The sequence below is a fragment of the Kribbella orskensis genome (assembly GCF_004342085.1).
Classification (GTDB): Bacteria; Actinomycetota; Actinomycetes; order Propionibacteriales; family Kribbellaceae; genus Kribbella; species Kribbella orskensis.
Genome location: NZ_SLWM01000028.1, coordinates 37,821 through 55,091 on the forward strand (window position 1 = coordinate 37,821; position 17,271 = coordinate 55,091).

Sequence of the window (17,271 nt, forward strand, 5' to 3'; positions counted from 1 at the left end):
ATTCGACCCCCGAGTCTATTCGCCCCCTGAAGTGCTTTCGTCACGCAGGACCGCCGGTCGCCCGCTCCCACCGCTGATCCACCCGGACCCGCGGGCCTCCACAGCCGCCGCGGTCTGCCGATCGCCGGGCCGGTCGCGTTGCCACAGCGTGGTGGCCAGCTCGCGTGCGGTCGCGGCGGCGAACGGCCAGAGCTCGGCCGATTCGTTGCGGCCAAGAGCCGTCTGTAAATGGTCAACAGCCAGGTCGAGCTCGCCGACCGTCCGGGCGAGAAGGCCGACATGGTGCCCGGCGAAACCGGCGATGGTGATCCCGGTGCCACCGATGACGACCCGATCCTCGTACGGCGCCAGCTGCGCATACAGCTCCCGGGCAGCCTCCGCGGAGCCCAGGGCGGACCAGAGCTCGGCGCGGATCGCGAGATGCGTCAGCCAGAGATAGTCCGGCGGCACGTCAGGCTGCTGATGCCACGGTCCCAGCGCCGCGGCGGCCTCTTCGATCCGCCCGGCACTCACCAAGGCCAGGGCGTGCCACTCCCGCAGCACCGCCAGCCCGGAGAAGGCGGCTGCTTCGGCAAGCGTCGGCTCGATGGCCGCCAGCGTGCCCCGGGCCAGACCGAGCGTTGCCGCCAGGGCCACGGGAAGCGAGGCGGCGCCGGCCAGTGTCGTACCTGCGTGGAACTCGGCCGCCGTCTCGATAGCTCGCTCGGCGTCGTCGAACCGGCCCCGGCCCACAGCCACGACCGCGTCAGCCCAGACGAGCGTGACCAGCACGGGCGCGAGCGAGTACGTCTCGGCCAGCCCGCGGGCGCGCTGATAGTCCCGCAGCCCCGCGGCCACCTCACCCTGCTCGAGCTGATCCCGGCCACGGAACACCAGCGCCCGCGAGACCGCCACCGGATCGTCCGCCGCTTCGGCAAGGTCCAGCAGCTCGCGAGCAGCCGACAACCGCTCGCCCAGCAGTCCCGGACGCTCGTAGGCGAGATGGCGGAGCTCCAGGATCCTCGCCAGATCCTCCGGGCTTCCGTACCTCCGGACGAGTGACTCCGCCTCCGTCGAGAGCGCCACGGCCCGTTCGACCGTGTCCGGCTGGTAGTAGATCTCGGCCGCCAGGGCCGCCAGCAGACGGGCCCGCACCACCTCGTGTCCCGGCGGAAGCTCCCGCAGGAGTCGCTCGAACAGGGCGACACCGGTGAAGTCGACCACCAGGTACTCGCGCCAGCTCCAGATCGCGTCGGTGGTGACTGCCACCGCGGCCGTCGCCGCCGCGACCACATCTCCGGCCTCGAGGGCGACCTCTGCAGCCTCACGCGCGGCGGCCCAGGCCTGGATCTCCTGCCCCGCCCGCTTCCGGGCCCGCGCCAGGCCGAGCAGTACGCCGTACCGGTCTGTGGCGGAGGCGGTGCGGTCCCGCGACACGGAAGTCAATGCCAGATCCTGCAGCCGAGCCGCCTCGGCTGGAGCGAACTGTCGCGCCGCGAGCTCGGACGCGCGGACGGCAAAGGTCCAGGCGGCACGCGCGTGGTCCGGGCCGGCTTCACCGTAGTGGTGGGCGAGCTCGGCCAGTCCGATCCGCCCGGTCCGCTGCTCCAGCAGCCCGGCGATCGCGGCGTGCAACTCGCGCCGTCGTCCCAGTGGCAACCGGACGTAGACGGCCTCTCGCACCAGGGCATGGGTGAATCGGAGATCGGGGCCATCGGCAACGATCAGTCCGGCCAGGAGTGCGGCCTCGGTAGCCGTGACCGCTTCGGCGGCGGTCAGGCCTGAAGCCTCCTCGACCAGATCGGGATCGAACGTGGCTCCGTGGGCCGCGGCCGCCTCCAGCAGCCGCCCCACCTCATCGGGCAGCTGGGCGATCCGCCGGCGCACCACGTCCCGGACGCCGTCCGGAACCCGCAGCTCGGCCGCACCCGTTTCGGTCAGCTGCCGCTGGTCCGCCAGCAACCGGATCAGCTCACCGACGAAGAACGGGTTGCCGTTCGTCCGTCGAGCCAATGCTGCCGCGACCGTCTCGGGGATTTCGATGTCGTGGTGGAGCCGCGCGTAGGTCCGGATGCCCGTCTCGTCCAGCCCGCGGAGGCTGATCCGGACCAGCTCCGCCCGGGCCAGCTCGGCCAGTACCTCGGCGACCTCCGGCGTGATGTCCGCCTCCGCATCACGGCTGGTGAGAACCAGCAGCACCGGCAGCCCGGTCACCATCAGCCCGAGCCGTCCCACCAGGCGGAGGGTGTCCCCGTCCGCGCGCTGCAGATCATCGAGCACCAGCAAGGTCGGTCCCGCCGCCCGCAACAACGCAGCCGTCGCCTCAGCCAACCGAAACACCGCAGTATTCGCATCCGGCACTTCCGCGGCCGGATCCGGAATGAGCGCCGCCAGCGGTGTTCTCACCTTCTCGGTGTCGGTCGTGGGGTCCAGGTCTGCCAATGCCTGCGACCACGGCCAGAAGGCCGGGGCTCCGGCGGTCCCCTCGCAGCGACCCCAGCCGGTGTTCAGTCCCATCGCCGCGGCCGTCGCGGTCAACGCACGGGCGAGACCGGTCTTGCCGATGCCCGGTTCCCCGGTGATCAGCACTACGTTCCCCCTCCCCGCGGCCGCCTCGACGAGGAGCCCGGCAAGCCGAGTCAACGGCTCCTCCCGACCAACCAGGTGATCCCCGCCGCCCGGCTGGCTGGTCGCCGTACCGGGGGCTGGGGCGGCGGTGCGGACGGCGCGCGGGGAGGCGTCCAGGGTGCGTTCCTGGTCGAGTATTGCTTTCTCCAGGCGCCTCAGTTCCGGGCCGGGGTCGACGCCGAGCTGGTCGGAGAGGATTCGCCTGGCTCGCCGCAACGCGTCCAGCGCGGCACCCTGGCGCTGGGATCTGTAGAGCGCCACCGCGAGCAGCCCCCACGCTGATTCCCGCAGCGGATGGGCGGCGGCCAGTTGCTCGATCTCGCCCACCACCCGTTCGTGGTGGCCCGACGCGAGGTCGGCCCGGAACCGGTCTTCGGTGGCGAGCAGGCTGAGCTCCACCAACCTGGCGGCCTCGGCTGCCAGCGCCGGCGCGACGGCGGTGAGATCGGCGTACGGGTCACCACGCCAGAGGCCCGCCGCTGCTCGGAGCAGTTCACCGGCCCGGCCCGGATCGGTCGCCAGGGCTTCGCGGCCGGCGCTCACCAACTCCTCGAACTCGACCACGTCGAGCTCGGCGGCGGCCAGTGAATAGCCCGGCGGCCGAGTGACGATGACCCGGGCCGGCGCCCGGGCCGCCCGGTCCGGCTCGAGCACGCGGCGGAGATTCGCCACGTAGGACTGCACCGATACCAGGACCTTCGGCGGCGGGTCCTCGCCCCACAGCTCATCCACCAGGCGGGACACCGGGACGACCCGGCCGCCGGACGCGATCAGCAGGCCGAGCAGGGCTCGCTGCTTCTGGCCACCGAGCTGGACCAGCCCCCCATCGGCATCGAGAACCTCCACTGGCCCCAACACCCGAAACCGCACGCCTCGAACCTAACCGGCCGGCAACCGGTTGTCAGCGGATGCCTCCAAGTCGGCTCCAGGCGACTTCCAAGGGCCCGGCCCCACGATCGGATCACCCGAGAGGAAGGAAGGGCGATGACGAACCGGACCACGGACGAGCAGCGGCTGCACGGACCCGGGCTCACCGACGTACGGATGATGAAGGTGGCGCACAGCAACTTCCGCCGCGAGCTGGGGCTGAGCCCGGCCGCCGTACGGCGGACCGCGGCCGGCGACCGCCGGCGAACCGCCGCGGTGGCGGACCACGTGGAGTTGTTCCTGTCGCTGCTGCATCACCATCACACCAACGAGGACGACCTGTTGTGGGAGGCGTTGCTCGAGCGCGTTCCGCACGAGCTCGCGCCGCTGGTGCACGTGATGCAGAGCCAGCACGAGCAGGTGGCCGAGCAGTTGGACCTGGCCCACCAAGCGGTGGACACGTGGCGTCGCACGGCATCAGGCACCGACGGCGAGCACGTCGCGACAGTCCTCGACAACCTGTGCACGGCCCTGTTCGAGCACTTGCACGCGGAGGAGACGCACCTGCTGCCGATCATGGCCAGGCAGCTGACGGCGGCGGAGTGGGAGGAGTTCACCGAGCAGGGGATGTCCTCGATCCCCAAGCGGAAGATGGTGCTGGGCTTCGGGATGATGCTCTACGAAGGCGATCCGGAAGTGATCGACCTCGAGCTTCGCAAGCTCCCCGCGCCGGTACGCCGCCTGCTGCCGCCGCTCGGCCGCCGCGCCTTCCGCCGCTACGCCCGCCGGATGCACGGAACCGCCACGCCACCACGCGGTGTCGGCCTCATCGCCTGACCCTTCGAACCCGAACCTATGAGTTGAGGAGAACCACCATGACCACGCACACCATCCCCGCCGTCGATCTCGTCGCCGCCCGGAGCAGGAACGAAGCGACCTGGAGCCGCTCCAGCAAGCTGCTGTACGCCGGTGACATCGAGGGCTTCATCGAGTGCTGGACCGAGGACGGCCGCTACGAGGCGGCCTTGCCGGTGCCTGGCCTGCCACCCGTCCTGACCGGCCACGAGACGCTACGCGCAGCCTTCAACGGATTGGTCGCACAAGCCCGGAGCATCGCCGTCCACGATGTCCTGTTCCACCAGACGGACGATCCCGCGGTCGCGGTCATCGAGGAGCGGATGGTCGCGGAGTTCCTCAACGGCGACACGGACGAGAACCGGCTGATCATTCGCGCGACCTTCCAGGGCGACCGGATCGCCGAGATGGTCGAGTACTACGGCCAGTTCGCCCACCAGGAGCTGCTCCGCAAGCTCGGTTTCACGTCCTGATCGCATGGTCCGGCCGGAGCCCTCGGAACCCCGGCCGTGACAGGCTGGCCGTCCGCACAATGGTGGGTTCTCGCCGTCACCGTCTGGCGGATGCTTCTGGCTCGGGGAGCCAGGCTCCGGGCGGGATCGACAGCCAGTCGTCGGCCGCGAGCTCGTCGACTGCCTCGTTGAGGGCATCCAGCGCGGGATGGACGAGGTCGGCTCGCCACATCATCGACCACGGGTAGAGAACCACCGGGTCCACGAGAGGTCGCAGTACGGCGCCTGGAACCGCGGGCTGGGTGGTCATCGTCAGGATCGGGGCGTCGCGGTCGCGGACGTGCTGCGCGAGTTCGTCGGCACCCTGGACGTGGGGATGAGCACCGCCGCCGTCGACGCCGAAGGGCGCGAGCAACTGGAGTACTGCGTGGTCCCACGCCGGCGTCGCGTGATTCCCGGCCCGGAAGCACACACCGGTCCCCCGCAGGGCCTCCAACGGTACGGCGGCGAGCTCGGCGAGCGGGTGCTGCTCAGGGATCAGGACCGCCAGCGGCTCATGTCGTACTACGCGCTCCCGCAGGCCGTCGGCCTGGGTGAGATTGCGGCCGAAACTCACGTCCAGGCGCTCGGACAGGAGCAACGGCACCGCCAGCTCGGTACCGGTGTGGAAGCGGGCGAAGAACTCCAGCTCGGGCGCGTTCCGCCGGGCCGCGGCGAGCACGAGCGCGGGAGTGAGCCCTTGGCCGACCACGTCGACGGTCAACGACGGAGCCTCGCCGCGGAGCTCGCGGACGGTGAGGTCGTGCAGGGCGAGCAGCTCGCGAGCGCGGACCAGGAGCTTGCGTCCCGAGGGCGTCAACTCGACGCGACGGGTGGTGCGGTCGAGCAGCCGGACGCCGAGGCGGTCCTCCAGCCGGCGGATGTCGCGGCTGAGCGCCTGCTGCGCGATGAAGAGCCGCTGGGCGGCGCGGCTGAAGTGCAGTTCCTCCGCCACCACGACGAAGTACCGAAGCAGCCGGATCTCGAGGTCGTCGGGCACCTCACCTTATTAACACACCAGCTGCGTGAATAGGCGCCCAACAGGTGTTGGAGTCCGGGCCGTCGGCTGCCTCATGGTCGAGGCATGGGAGCACGAGGACGGACCGCTGGCTGCTACGGCGTGACCGGCGTGCTGAACGCCTTGTGGGGCGCGACCTTGCCGGCCACCGACGCGCGACTCGATCTCGGCGCCGGGCGGCTCGGCGGCCTGCTGATGGCGCTTGCCGTCGGTGCCTTGGTGGCGATGCCGGTCGCCGGACGTCTGGCCGATCGGTGGACTGGTCAACGTCTGCTGCGGTGGACGATGCCGAGCGCGTCGCTGGCGCTGGCTCTCACCGCCCTCGCACCTTCGGCTGGCGTGCTGACCGTCTCGGCTGTCGTGCTCGGGATGCTGTCGGGCGCACTCAATGTCGCCCTGAGCCTGCAGGCGGTAGGTGTCGAACGTGCGACCGGCCGGCCGGTGATGGCGACGATGCACGGCACCTGGACCCTCGGCGCAGTCTTCGGAGGCGCCCTGGTCACCGCCGGCCTGCACGTCGGCGTAGACGTCCAGCCGCTGCTGCTGACCGGTGCCGCCGTCTTGTTCTCCACCACCCTCACCCTCAGCAGGAAACTGCATCCAGTCCCTGGCCCCGAGCCCGTATGCGAGCCCGCCCAGCCTGAGCCACGGCGGGTTGGTCTGGTGGTTGGGCTTGGGGTGGTGGGGGCGTCGGCATTTCTGACCGAGGGGGCGGCGACGGACTGGGCCGGGGTGCATGCGACGCGGGTGTTGGGGGCGACTCCTGCGGTCGGGTCACTCGTCTACACCGCCTTCTTCGTCGCGATGACCGTCGTGCGCTTCGCCGGCGACCCGGTGCGTGCGCGACTCGGGCCGGCATTGACGATCCGGATCGCCGGCGGAACCGCGACAGCGGGGTACGGGCTGGTCCTGCTGGCAGGCGCCACCCAAACCCCGCGGGTCGGTACGGCCATCGTCGGCTGGGTGCTCGCCGGCGCCGGCATGGCGGTGGTCTGGCCCGTCGTGGTCAGCGCGCTGGGCACGTCCGGCGCCTCTGCCCGCCGGCTGTCGACCGTTACCACCATCAGCTACGGCGGCGGCCTCGTCGGCCCCGCTCTGATCGGCTCGGTCGCCGGCCGGGCCGGGCTACCGACCGCCCTCCTGATCCCGGCGGCGCTCGCGGTCCTGGTAGCCGCCGCAGCATCCGCCGTCCTGAACCAGTGCCTCGCATCCGGCGAGACCGAAAGAAGAACCCCCACGATGAGGAGCACCTGATGAACCAGACCCTGACCGCCATGACCCTCGACGTCGACGACGCCCGCCTGTACTACGAACTGCGCGGTACCGGTCCGCTCGTCGTCCTAGTCGGCGCACCCATGGACGCCCGGTCGTTCGCGCCGCTGGCGGGGCTGCTCGCCACGGAGTACACCGTGCTGACGACCGACTCGCGCGGGATCAACCGCAGCCTGCTCGACGATCCCGAGCAGGACTCGACCCCGGAGCAGCGGGCCGGTGACCTCGCTGCCCTGATCTCCCACGTCGGCGCCGGGCCTGCCATCGCCTTCGGTTCGAGCGGTGGCGCGGTCAGCGTGCTCGCGCTGGCGCAGCGCCACCCCGACGTGGTCAGCACCGTGATCGCGCACGAACCACCGCTGCTGAACCTGCTCGACGACCGGGCCGAGCAGCACGCGCTGTCGGCGGAGATGCGCGCGTCCTATCGGTCCGGCGACGTGATCGGTGCCTGGCGGAAGTTCTTCGCGCAGGCGAACATCTTCCTGCCCGAGGACGCGATCGAAGGCATGTTCGGCGGCGAGCGGGATCCGCAGTCGGTCGCCGACGAGCGGTTCTGGTTCACGCATGAGCTGGGCGAGAGCGTCGGCTGGCAGCCGGATGTCGATGCCTTGCGAGACGGCCCTGTTCACATCGTGGTCGGCATCGGCGAGGACTCGGCCGGCCAGCTCTGTGAGCGGACCTCGACCGCGCTGGCCGCCGGGCTGGGCATCGTCCCCACCCGCTTCCCGGGCGACCACACCGGCTTCGCGGGAGACGCCGACGCCTTCGTCCCCACCCTGCGCACGGTCCTGACCGACAGCTGACGGCGGACTCTCGGGCGACCACAGGGTGAACTGTTGCGAGGCCGCCTACGGACCGGTGGACGGACGGGGCAGACTAGGAGCTGCCGGTGGGCCCGCGCGGTTCACCGGCCGCGACTGACCGGATCGGGTCGAGGCGGCACGGCGTGCCTCTTGACCTCAACACTGGTTGAAGTTTCAAGGTAGAGCCTGGAGGTGGGTTAGGCCGGGCGCCCCGACGGGCACCGGGTCCGCGCACCCCTCGGACTCGCAGCAGAACGGCCTCTCGGGGCCCTGACGAAGGAGCAGAGTTGACCACGTCGTACACGCTTCCGGACCTCTCCTATGACTACGGCGCTCTGGCGCCGCACATCTCCGGCGAGATCATGGAGCTGCACCACAGCAAGCACCACCAGACGTACGTGAACGCCCTGAACGACACCCTGGAGAAGCTGGCCGCGGCCCGCGAGAAGGGTGACTTCGGCTCGATCGTCGGTCTGGAGAAGACGCTCGCCTTCAACCTCGGCGGACACGTCAACCACTCCATCTTCTGGAAGAACCTGTCCCCGGACGGCGGCGACAAGCCGGACGGCGAGCTCGGCGCCGCGCTGGACGAGGCGTTCGGCTCGTTCGACGCGTTCCAGGCGCACTTCACCGCGGCGGCGACCACGATCCAGGGCTCCGGCTGGGCGATCCTCGGCTGGGACGCGCTGCAGGGCAACCTGCTGATCCACCAGCTGTACGACCAGCAGGCCAACCTGCCGGCCGGGCAGATCCCGATCGTGATGCTGGACATGTGGGAGCACGCGTTCTACCTGCAGTACAAGAACGTGAAGCCGGAATACGTCAAGGCCTGGTGGAACGTCGTGAACTGGGCGGACGCCCAGGCCCGCTTCGACGCGGCCCGCGCGAACGCCGGCGGTCTGATCACGCTCTGATCGAACCTCTCACGTCCGAAGAACCTCGGCCTGGTGGCCAAGGTTCTTCGGACGTAACGGGTGTGACCGCGGTTCAGCGCTGGCCGCGGCCGGAGGCGAGCCGCTCGACCGCCTTCTCGATCCGGTTCTGCCGGGTCGCCGGCTTCTTCGCCTCCTCGATCCCGAGCACGAACCAACTGCGCTGGCTGTACGACAGCCCGTCGAAGAACGCCCGTGCCTTCGGCTCCGCGTCGAGCGCCGCCGCGAAGTCCTCCGGTACGGCGACCTCCCGCGGCTCGGTGTCCAGCTCGAGCTCGACCTCGATCTCGTCCCCGCCGGCCACCCCGGCCGCTTCGCGGTTCTTCGCGCTCAGCGAGATCATGTACCGGCCGCCCATCACCGCGACGGTGTTGCGATAGGTGTACCCGGCAACGGTGACGACCACCGGCGGCTTCTTGCCCTTGCCGAGCGCAACGATGACCTCCTCGGGCACCTCGATCCCGGTCGTCGTGGTGCCCTGCAACGTGGTCCGGAACTTCATCGCGATCCACCTCCGAAGAACTCCCTCAGCACCGGCGCGATCGCCGTCGCCTTGATCATGTGGTTCTGCCCCGGGACCTCCCGGTGCGCCGCTCCCGGTACCGCCTCCGCGACCGCCTTGACGGAGGTGCGCATCCAGGCCGGGCTCTTGCCGCCACCGACGACCAGCACCGGAGCGGTCACCCCGCTCCACTGGGACGCGTCGAGCGGCTTGCCCCTGACGTTGTCGCCGAGGATCGCGGCGTCGTACCAGACGGTGTGCGCGACGGCCTTCATCGGCTTCCAGGCCGGCATCAGCTTCATCATCGTGACGACGAAACCGGGCAGACCGATGCCCTTGGTCATGAAGTACTTGATCGCGTCGCCCGGGCGGTCGGCGAGGCCGCGCAGGTCCTCGACCCAGGTCGGCGGGATCTTGCGCTGGTCGTCGACCACGAACGGCGCCTCGAACACGGCCAGCTTGGTCATCGGTACTCCGGCCGCCGCGGCCCGCAGCGCCAGCGCCCCACCGGAGGACGTGCCGTACACGTACGCCGACCCGCCCGCCTCCTCGATCACCGCGGCCAGGTCCTCCACCTCGCGATCGACGTCGTACTCCGCGGTGTCGCCGCTGTCGCCCCGGCCGCGCCGGTCGTAGTTGTAGACGGTGAATCCCGCGGCCAGCAATTCGGCCAGCTCGGGCATCGGTCCCTGCTCGCGACTGCAGAGCGCGCCGTCGACCAGGACCACCGCGGGTCCCTCGCCGCGCCGGTCGTAGGCGATCTTCGTTCCATCCTTCGAGACCACGGCGTTCATCCCCAGAACTCCTTCAACGCGGGCGCCAGTACGGCGGGGTCGACATTGTGCTCCTGGTCGGGCAGCACCCGGTGGCTGCCGTCCTTCAACTGATCCACGACGGCCTGGTTGCCGAGCTTCATCCACTCCCAGGCGGCGCCGCCGGTCAGCACCTGCGTCGGCTGGATGACCGCGGCGATCGCCTCGACCGGGACCGAGTAGTCGCCCATCACCGTCGCGTCGTACGCGAGCGTGTGCGCGATCGCCTCCTGAGCGGGCCACCACGGCGACGCCTTCGCCATCTCGACGAACTCGGCCGGCAGCCCGACCACCTCGGCCATGAAGTACTCCGCGGCCTTGTCCCTGCGACCGGCCGCCACGAACTCACGGTAGATCGACGCGGTATCGGCCGGTGGGCGCTCGCGAGTCCCTTCGAGGATGTACGGCGGCTCCCACAGCGCCAGGCGGTTCACCGGGCGGCCGGCGGCGGCGGCGAGCAGTGCGAGCGCGGCTCCGGACGAGGTCCCGTAGAGGTGCGCCGAGCCGCCGGCGACGGCGAAGATCGCGTCCAGGTCCTCGAACTCCCGCTCGACCTCATAGACCTCGGCGTCGCCGCTGTCGCCCCGGCCACGGCGGTCGTAGTTGTAGACGGTGTAGTTCTGCGCGAGCAAGGCGGCCAGCGGGGCGTTCGACATCCGGTCTACCGATCCACCGCAGACCAGGACGACAGCGGGGCCGTCGCCGAGCCGGTCGTACGCGATGGAGGTGCCGTCGGCCGAGATGACGTTTTCCATGGTGGTGCTCCTTCTCAGAGGGCCAACGTCTGGGTTGGCCCGGTGTGAGCGAGCCCGGTGCCGATCACCTGGCCGCACCACTGCGTCGAACATCGAAGGGCTGGATCGACACCCCCGGCCAGAAAGTTTCCAGCCCCCGCACCCACGTCGCTCGGGCGGTCGCGGCGACTAGCAGGCCGCCGCCCGGTCGAGCAGTAGGGCGCGCTCACGCTCGTTGCGGGTCAGGCCGGCCGCCTTCTCGAACTCCACCCGCGCCTCGTCGAGCCGACCCAGCTTGAACAGCAGGTCGCCTCGCACGCTGGGCAGCAGGTGGTAGTCCTTCAATGACGGCTCATCGGCCAGCGCGTCCACCGCGACGAGCCCCCGCTCCGGCCCGAAGGCCATCGAGATCGCCACCGCCCGGTTGAGCTCCACCACCGGCGACGGCGCCACCTGCGCCAGCACGTCGTACAGACCCGCGATGCGAGCCCAATCGGTGTCATCGGCCTCGGCGGCCCGGGCATGACAAGCTGCGATGGCGGCCTGCAGGAGATAGGGGCCGGGGTTCCCCTCGAGGGTCCAGGCGCGGTCGATGCTCTCCAGGCCGCGGCGGATCAGCAGCCGGTCCCAGCGACGGCGGTCCTGATCGAGCAGCAGGACGGGCTCGCCGTTCGGGCCGACCCGGGCGTTCGCGCGGGAGGCCTGGAGCTCCATCAGCGCAAGCAGGCCGTGGACCTCGGGCTCCCCCGGCATCAGCTCGGCCAGCAGCCGGCCGAGCCGCATCGCCTCGTTGCACAGGGCCGGACGCATCCAGTCGTCGCCGGCGGTCGCGGAGTACCCCTCGTTGTAGATCAGGTAGACGACCTCGAGCACCGACGACAGTCGCTGGATCAGGTCATCGCCGGTGGGGACCTCGAACTGCACGTCGGCCTTCGCGAGGTTGCGCTTCGCCCGCACGATCCGCTGCGCGATGGTCGCCTCGGGCGCCAGGAACGCCCGGGCGATCTCGTCGGTCTTCAGGCCGCCCAGCAGCCGGAGCGTCAGCGATACCCGGGCGTCCGTGGTCAGCACCGGGTGGCAGGCGGTGAAGACGAGGCGGAGCAGGTCGTCCTCGATGGTGTCCTCGAGGATCGCCTCCACGTCGTCCTCGACACTGTCGCCGTCGATCTCCAGCTCGTGGCCCATCTCCGCGAGCTTGCGCTGGTACGTCTCCTTGCGCCGGATCAGGTCGATCGCACGGCGCTTGGCGATCGCCATCAGCCAGGCGCCTGGGTTGTTCGGCACGCCCGACTCCGGCCACTGCTCCAGCGCCGCCACCAGCGCGTCCTGCGCCAACTCCTCGGCCAGGCCGACGTCCCGCACGATCCGCGCGACCCCGGCGATGATCCTCGCCGACTCGATCCGCCAGACCGCATCGATCGCCCCGTGCGTGTCCCCGTACGTGTCCGCTACCGTCACCCGACCGATAGAACCCCACCCCCGGCTCAACAGCAAGCGCCACCCCCCTGAAGCCGCCCGTCCGCGGGCACCTCGCCCGCGGGTGAGCGGCAGCCCGCGCTTGTGACGCGGGTCTGCTGGTCGGGTGCTGGTTGAGCTTGTCGAACGGTGGCAGTGCTTACTTTTGGTAGAGGTCTGAGTCCGGGGCGAAGTCGGCTTCCTCGACCACCTTGCGGAGCTCGACCTCGGCGTCGAGCGCCTCGGCCAGCCGGGCGGCCCACTCGATCGCCTCGTCCTTGTTGCGAACGTCGATGACGATGATGCCGCCGATCAGCTCCTTGGTCTCGGCGAACGGCCCGTCCGTGACCGTCCGCTTACCCCCGGACACCTTCACCCGAGCACCCAGCGCGCTGCGGTGCACACCCTCACCGATCAGCAGCACACCCGCCTTGGTCAGGTCGTCCATCAGCTTGCCGACCCCCTCGACGACCTCGTCACTGGGAAACCGCCCCGCCTCGGTGTTCTCGTCAGCCTTGTTGATGATCATGTAGCGCATCGCTGTCTACTCCCCTGGTCGAAGTCTCCGAACACTTACTCTCACGTCGACCGGACCACCACCAGATCGACACCCGACTTCCACAAGCTTTTAGCCGTACCGCCGAACAGCCAGCCTGACCACACCGACGGCCAGGCAGCCAGGCGTTGACCGTACCGACCGGCAGCCAGGCGTTGGCCGTACCGGCGACAGGCGGACAGGCGTTGGCCGTACCGGCGACAGGCGGACAGGCGGTCTCGCCGCACGGCAGAGCGGCGGGCAGGCGGGCAGGCGGGTGGGCAGGCGGGCAGGCGGGTGGGCAGGCGGGCAGGCGGGCAGGCGGGCAGGCGGGCAGGCGGGCAGGCCAGTGTCTTCGCCGTACCGACGGACAGCCGTACAGGCGCTCCCCTCGCACGGCCGGCGGGCAGGCCAGTGTCTTCGCCGCACCGACGGACAGCCGTACAGGCGGTCTCGCCGCACGGCCGGAGGCAGGCGGTCCGGGGGATGGTGAGTACTGCGAGATCGTTCGGATGAGCGGGTCGTCTGGAGCGAGGCGCACGAGGGAGCGCCGGAGGCCTTCGGCCTCGCGCCGCGGCTTGGCTCCGCAGGACCAGGTCCGGGGTGTTCGCGTCGCCACCGAGGACGGCCCGAGGGCACGCCAGATCAGCGGCCGCGATTCGCAGTACTGGGTGGGCGCACGCCGACTCGGCCAGCCGCGAGGTCCGGACGGTTGTGTCGGTTCCTCGTGGCGCCCACCAACTGCCGGCGCCGCGGCGCCACACGACTGGTAGTTCCGTGCCTTGTAGGAGGCGCAGACAGCTCTGTCGCGTGGTTCGCGGCGGTCCGGTCGGTGGCGGCCCGGTGAGCGGTGGCGGTCACGGGCCTGGGGAGGCGGAGTTGTCGGTTCCCCAGGGATTGAGGCGGATGGCCTCGGCTGCGGTGATCCAAGGGACGTCGGTGACGTAAGGCCATGCTCGTACGGCGCGCGTCGGTGCCTGTGCGAGCACTGCTGCCCCTGCAGATGCCGGTGTCTGTGTGGATGCGGGTGTGGGGGGCGGGGTCGCACCGCTGGCAGTGGACGTGGGACCAGGATGAGTGGCGGAAGAGATAGAGCAGGGGTCTGTGGCCGCCGCGGTGAGGGCAGGGCTAGCGGCAGTCGAGGTGACGGCAGCGCCAGTGGAGGCAGGGGTGTGCGCCCGGCCGGGTGTCCGGGTGGAGGTTGTGGTTGGTGGTGCTGGGGTTGGTGGATCACCGGGCGCGGGGAGCCGCAATGGCGTGCGGCGCGGCGCGGGCGGATCGGCCCAGGTGGGGAGGGATACGGCGACGGTGCCGTTGTGGATCTTGATGGTCCAGTGCCCTGCGTGTACGCCGCGATGGTGGGCTTTGCAGAGCAAGACGAGGTTCCACAGGGCGGTGGGGCCGCCGTCTGCCCAGTGAATCAGGTGGTGGGCGTCGCAGTGGATCGGTGGCGCTCCGCACACCACACAGCCCTTGTCTCTCCTGATCAGCGCCCGGCGCATTGCGCGGTTGACGAATCGTTGCAGCATGCCGACGTCCAGGGGCTCGGAGTTCGAGCCGAGCACGATCGGGATGATGCCCGCGTCACAGGCGAGCCTGCGGATCGCGCCCGCGGACAGGCTGCCGCCGTAGATGAGCTCGCCGGTACCAGTCGTGCGTTGATTCCCGTACGCCGTTGGGATGCCGGCAGTGTCGACGTCACCGAACTGCCCGGGCGCCGTACTGCCCTCGCTGGCGTCGCTGATGGTGTCGCCGTTGGTGTTCGAGATGGCGGCTTTGAGGTCGTTGTAGTCGATGGTGACCGAGATGGCGAGGTTGCGGTGGCCGGTGTCGTCGGCGCCTGCGGCGATGGCGAGCAGGGTGGAGAGGGCGTCGGCTTGGCGCTTGTCACGGGGGCGGGAATCCAGCTCGCCGTCGATGGTTTTGTGGGGCTTCGCGAGGGCGTGGATCGCGGTCTTCAATGCTTCGGCGTTCTCGTTGGCCAGGAAGCCGCCGAACTTGAGGCCGTGATCGGCCTCCTTCAGCCAGAGGTTCTCGCGGAGGTAGGCCTTGTCCTCGGCCGGTTCGGGGCCGTCGGTGTCGAGAGTGTCGCGGACTCGCTTGCCGAGCTTCTTCAACTCGATGGGGGTCAGGTGGCGGGCCGCCTTCACCATTTCCCTCTCCGCGACCTCCAGGTCCTCCACTGGCACCATCGCTGCGGTGGGGATCTTCTCCAACGCGGTGACGATCGCCTCTGCCTGGGCAGGATGCAGCACAACCGGCAGCGACTGTGGCGTTTCGACCACACCGTCATCGGCGGCATCGGCATCGAGGGCATCGGTGGGGTCGTGAACAGTCGCCGCGAGTGGGTCGGGAAGGGCGGCGGCGACGGCCGGATATTTGCTCAAGCCGGTGGCGAGCTTGAGGTCTCGGCCAACGTCGGCGGGGTCGAGGCGGTGACGCAGGGACAGCAGGTGGATGGTGTCGGGAGCGCCGAGTTCCTTGGCGTAGCCGATCTCGTCGAGGCGTTCGAGGATTTGCAGCCGATAGGTCAGGCGCGTGGAGATGTCGACGTGCAGTGCGTCGAGAGCGGTCAGCAGTTCGCTGCCGCTCATCGAGCACGGCGGTCGCAGATCCACGAGTTCCATACCCAGGAGCCTAGACACGACCACGGACAGTTTTCGAACTAGAAAGCCCTTATTTACAAGGATTCTAGCGATTGGCCGGAAGCGGTCAAGTTGTCCACAATGGCACCGCTGATGGATCCGATGACTGGCAGGATCAGGACAGCTCATCCACAGGGAAACGGCCGACCGCTGCGGTCTGGGCGTGGTCAACTGTCGGGCTGATCGGTGACGGGGTAGTTCGCCGAACTCACCAACCGCAAACTCCGCCGCTCCGCCCACCGCAGCGCCACCGAACTCGAAGCCGACGTCCGCCAATGGATCAACGAATGGAACGCCGACCCCAAACCCTTCGTCTGGACCAAGACCGCCGACCAGATCCTCGACACCCTCGCCCGCATACTGCCAGCGAATTGCCGACTCACGACACTAGGTCCGCCCATTCCGCCGTTCGAGCCGATACCCAACGGCGCTCAGTACCGAGCTTCGCGACTATGGTCTTGCTTGACCAGTTGCAGGTCTCGCCCACCCTCGCAGAGGCACTCGCGAACTCGAAGGTGCTCAGCAGCTGACGGGCTCGCGTGACATCAGGAGGTCTTGTGGCGGGCGCCGCCCTCGAGGTGGACTGTCTCGCCGGAGATGAAGCCCGCGCGGAGTAGCCACATCACCGTGTCGACGACGTCGTCGGACTCGCCGTACCGTCCGACCAGCGTTCCAGCGGCACTCTTGCTCAGCAAGCCGGCCTTGCCGTCGCCCAACCGGTCCCAAGCACCCGAGTCGACGACACCGGGCGAGATGGCGTTGACCCGCACCGGGGCGAGGTCCGCCGCGAGATGGCGAGCGACGTACTCGACCGCACCGTTGGCCACCCCCTTGACCAGCGAGCCTGGTCCCGGCCGCCACCCGACGACCCCGGAGAACAACACGATCGACCCGTTCGGGCGCAGCACCGGCGCGAAGTGCTTGGCGACCAGCATCGGTCCGATCACCTTCGCCGTGAACGCGGCCATCAGCTTGTCGTGATCCAGTTCGACAGCCCGAACGTCGTGGGGCGCCGAACCGGTCGTCACGATATGGTCGATCCCATCCGCGAGCCGGGTGGCCGCGGCGGCCATCGTCGTCTCGTCCTGCAGATCGATTCGCACCGCGGTCGCGTCGATCTCGGCCGCCAGCGCCTCGGCGGCAGCCAGATCACGTGCACCGATCACCACGTCGTACCCGTCCTTCACCGCACGCCGCGCGACTGCCGCCCCCAGCGCCCGTGCACCGCCGATGACCAGGATCCGTTCCACTTTCGTCACTCCCTCTCGTAGGATCGGATCTCACGGTATGGATTTGATACCGGTATCTTCAACGGAACTGGGAGCCCCCATGGGCAAGGCGTACAACGTGATGGCGGCGACCTGTCCGAGCCGAACCGTGCTCCACCGCATCGGCGCCCGCTGGACCGTGTTCGTCGTCAACGCCCTCGCCGACGGCCCCCGCCGCTTCACCGACCTCAAAGCACACATCCAAGGCATCACTCCGAAGGTCCTGACCGAGACCCTCCGCTCCCTCGAAGTCGACGGCCTGATCAGCCGGCACGAGTACGCCGAAAACCCGCCACATGTCGAATACGCCCTGACACCACTAGGACGCTCCCTCCTTGTCCCGCTCCGCGCCGTACGACTCTGGGCCGAACAACACGTCCCCGACATCGAAGCCGCCCGGGCCCGTCACGAGGACCAGACGTACGCCGACACGGTGTGAATGGGCGAGTCATGCTGGGCTGATTGCGCAGCCACA

The 17,271-nt window shown here is 69.7% G+C and carries 15 protein-coding genes and 1 pseudogene; 7 read left to right on the forward strand and 9 right to left on the reverse strand.

Annotated features, from left to right (window positions below):
• Positions 1–15: 15 nt before the first annotated feature.
• Entirely contained in the window at positions 16–3,453 is a 3,438-nt protein-coding gene (locus EV644_RS38855) for an ATP-binding protein (protein WP_158293065.1), read from the reverse strand.
• 138 nt (positions 3,454–3,591) lie between these two features.
• On the opposite strand from EV644_RS38855, the gene EV644_RS38860 reads away from it, so the two are divergent.
• The gene (locus EV644_RS38860; protein WP_132195812.1) at positions 3,592–4,311 is read left to right on the forward strand and encodes a hemerythrin domain-containing protein; all 720 of its coding nucleotides are present in this window, start codon (positions 3,592–3,594) and stop codon (positions 4,309–4,311) included.
• Positions 4,312–4,349: 38 nt separating this feature from the next.
• Positions 4,350–4,802, forward strand: a complete 453-nt coding sequence (locus EV644_RS38865) for a nuclear transport factor 2 family protein (protein WP_132195814.1) — start codon at positions 4,350–4,352, stop codon at positions 4,800–4,802.
• Between the two features lie 76 nt (positions 4,803–4,878).
• Here EV644_RS38865 and EV644_RS38870 read toward each other — a convergent pair whose 3' ends face one another.
• The gene (locus EV644_RS38870; protein WP_132195816.1) at positions 4,879–5,820 is read right to left on the reverse strand and encodes a LysR family transcriptional regulator; all 942 of its coding nucleotides are present in this window, start codon (positions 5,818–5,820) and stop codon (positions 4,879–4,881) included.
• 84 nt (positions 5,821–5,904) lie between these two features.
• Between EV644_RS38870 and EV644_RS38875 the strand changes: the two genes are divergently transcribed.
• From EV644_RS38875 to EV644_RS38885, 3 genes are all read left to right on the forward strand, one after another.
• Entirely contained in the window at positions 5,905–7,092 is a 1,188-nt protein-coding gene (locus EV644_RS38875; RefSeq protein WP_132195818.1) for an MFS transporter, read from the forward strand.
• Positions 7,092–7,913, forward strand: a complete 822-nt coding sequence (locus EV644_RS38880) for an alpha/beta fold hydrolase (RefSeq protein WP_132195820.1) — start codon at positions 7,092–7,094, stop codon at positions 7,911–7,913. Before EV644_RS38875 ends, EV644_RS38880 begins: the two co-directional genes overlap by 1 nt.
• Positions 7,914–8,200: 287 nt before the next feature.
• Positions 8,201–8,827 (forward strand): superoxide dismutase, encoded by a 627-nt coding sequence (locus EV644_RS38885; RefSeq protein ID WP_132195822.1) that lies wholly within the window; start codon positions 8,201–8,203, stop codon positions 8,825–8,827.
• A gap of 73 nt (positions 8,828–8,900) precedes the next feature.
• Here EV644_RS38885 and EV644_RS38890 read toward each other — a convergent pair whose 3' ends face one another.
• The 6 genes from EV644_RS38890 to EV644_RS38915 all read right to left on the reverse strand — a co-directional run bounded on the left by EV644_RS38890 (position 8,901) and on the right by EV644_RS38915 (position 15,510).
• The gene (locus tag EV644_RS38890; protein WP_132195824.1) at positions 8,901–9,347 is read right to left on the reverse strand and encodes a YdeI/OmpD-associated family protein; all 447 of its coding nucleotides are present in this window, start codon (positions 9,345–9,347) and stop codon (positions 8,901–8,903) included.
• Positions 9,344–10,141 carry an alpha/beta fold hydrolase gene (locus EV644_RS38895; RefSeq protein ID WP_132195826.1) on the reverse strand — a complete coding sequence of 266 codons (798 nt, stop codon included), beginning with the start codon at positions 10,139–10,141 and terminating at the stop codon, positions 9,344–9,346. The genes EV644_RS38890 and EV644_RS38895 overlap by 4 nt, the downstream gene beginning before the upstream one ends.
• On the reverse strand, positions 10,138–10,914 hold the full coding sequence (locus tag EV644_RS38900; protein ID WP_132195828.1) for an alpha/beta fold hydrolase: 777 nt from the start codon (positions 10,912–10,914) through the stop codon (positions 10,138–10,140). The genes EV644_RS38895 and EV644_RS38900 overlap by 4 nt, the downstream gene beginning before the upstream one ends.
• Before the next feature lie 168 nt (positions 10,915–11,082).
• Entirely contained in the window at positions 11,083–12,351 is a 1,269-nt protein-coding gene (locus EV644_RS38905; RefSeq protein ID WP_132195830.1) for an RNA polymerase sigma factor, read from the reverse strand.
• 157 nt (positions 12,352–12,508) lie between these two features.
• A complete protein-coding gene (locus EV644_RS38910) occupies positions 12,509–12,886 on the reverse strand; it encodes a YciI family protein (RefSeq protein ID WP_132195832.1) in 378 nt (125 codons plus the stop codon).
• 854 nt (positions 12,887–13,740) lie between these two features.
• Positions 13,741–15,510 (reverse strand): HNH endonuclease, encoded by a 1,770-nt coding sequence (locus tag EV644_RS38915; RefSeq protein ID WP_132195834.1) that lies wholly within the window; start codon positions 15,508–15,510, stop codon positions 13,741–13,743.
• Between the two features lie 216 nt (positions 15,511–15,726).
• Here EV644_RS38915 and EV644_RS46900 point away from each other — a divergent pair.
• Positions 15,727–15,919, forward strand: a pseudogene (locus EV644_RS46900) (IS630 family transposase); the annotation flags it as partial.
• A 154-nt stretch (positions 15,920–16,073) separates the two neighbouring features.
• On the opposite strand, the gene EV644_RS38925 reads toward EV644_RS46900, so the two are convergent.
• Positions 16,074–16,787, reverse strand: a complete 714-nt coding sequence (locus EV644_RS38925) for an SDR family oxidoreductase (RefSeq protein ID WP_132195836.1) — start codon at positions 16,785–16,787, stop codon at positions 16,074–16,076.
• Positions 16,788–16,857: 70 nt separating this feature from the next.
• Between EV644_RS38925 and EV644_RS38930 the strand changes: the two genes are divergently transcribed.
• Positions 16,858–17,235 (forward strand): winged helix-turn-helix transcriptional regulator, encoded by a 378-nt coding sequence (locus tag EV644_RS38930; RefSeq protein WP_132195838.1) that lies wholly within the window; start codon positions 16,858–16,860, stop codon positions 17,233–17,235.
• Positions 17,236–17,271 lie beyond the last annotated feature (36 nt).

What these genes read in the sequence shown, in the direction of transcription:
- EV644_RS38875 (WP_132195818.1), top strand. Translation starts at nt 5,905, where the DNA reads ATGGGAGCACGAGGACGGACCGCTGGCTGCTACGGCGTGACCGGCGTG.
- EV644_RS38915 (WP_132195834.1), bottom strand. Translation starts at nt 15,510, where the DNA reads ATGGAACTCGTGGATCTGCGACCGCCGTGCTCGATGAGCGGCAGCGAA.
- EV644_RS38880 (WP_132195820.1), top strand. Translation starts at nt 7,092, where the DNA reads ATGAACCAGACCCTGACCGCCATGACCCTCGACGTCGACGACGCCCGC.
- EV644_RS38890 (WP_132195824.1), bottom strand. Translation starts at nt 9,347, where the DNA reads ATGAAGTTCCGGACCACGTTGCAGGGCACCACGACGACCGGGATCGAG.
- EV644_RS38930 (WP_132195838.1), top strand. Translation starts at nt 16,858, where the DNA reads ATGGGCAAGGCGTACAACGTGATGGCGGCGACCTGTCCGAGCCGAACC.
- EV644_RS38910 (WP_132195832.1), bottom strand. Translation starts at nt 12,886, where the DNA reads ATGCGCTACATGATCATCAACAAGGCTGACGAGAACACCGAGGCGGGG.
- EV644_RS38900 (WP_132195828.1), bottom strand. Translation starts at nt 10,914, where the DNA reads ATGGAAAACGTCATCTCGGCCGACGGCACCTCCATCGCGTACGACCGG.
- EV644_RS38860 (WP_132195812.1), top strand. Translation starts at nt 3,592, where the DNA reads ATGACGAACCGGACCACGGACGAGCAGCGGCTGCACGGACCCGGGCTC.
- EV644_RS38895 (WP_132195826.1), bottom strand. Translation starts at nt 10,141, where the DNA reads ATGAACGCCGTGGTCTCGAAGGATGGAACGAAGATCGCCTACGACCGG.
- EV644_RS38865 (WP_132195814.1), top strand. Translation starts at nt 4,350, where the DNA reads ATGACCACGCACACCATCCCCGCCGTCGATCTCGTCGCCGCCCGGAGC.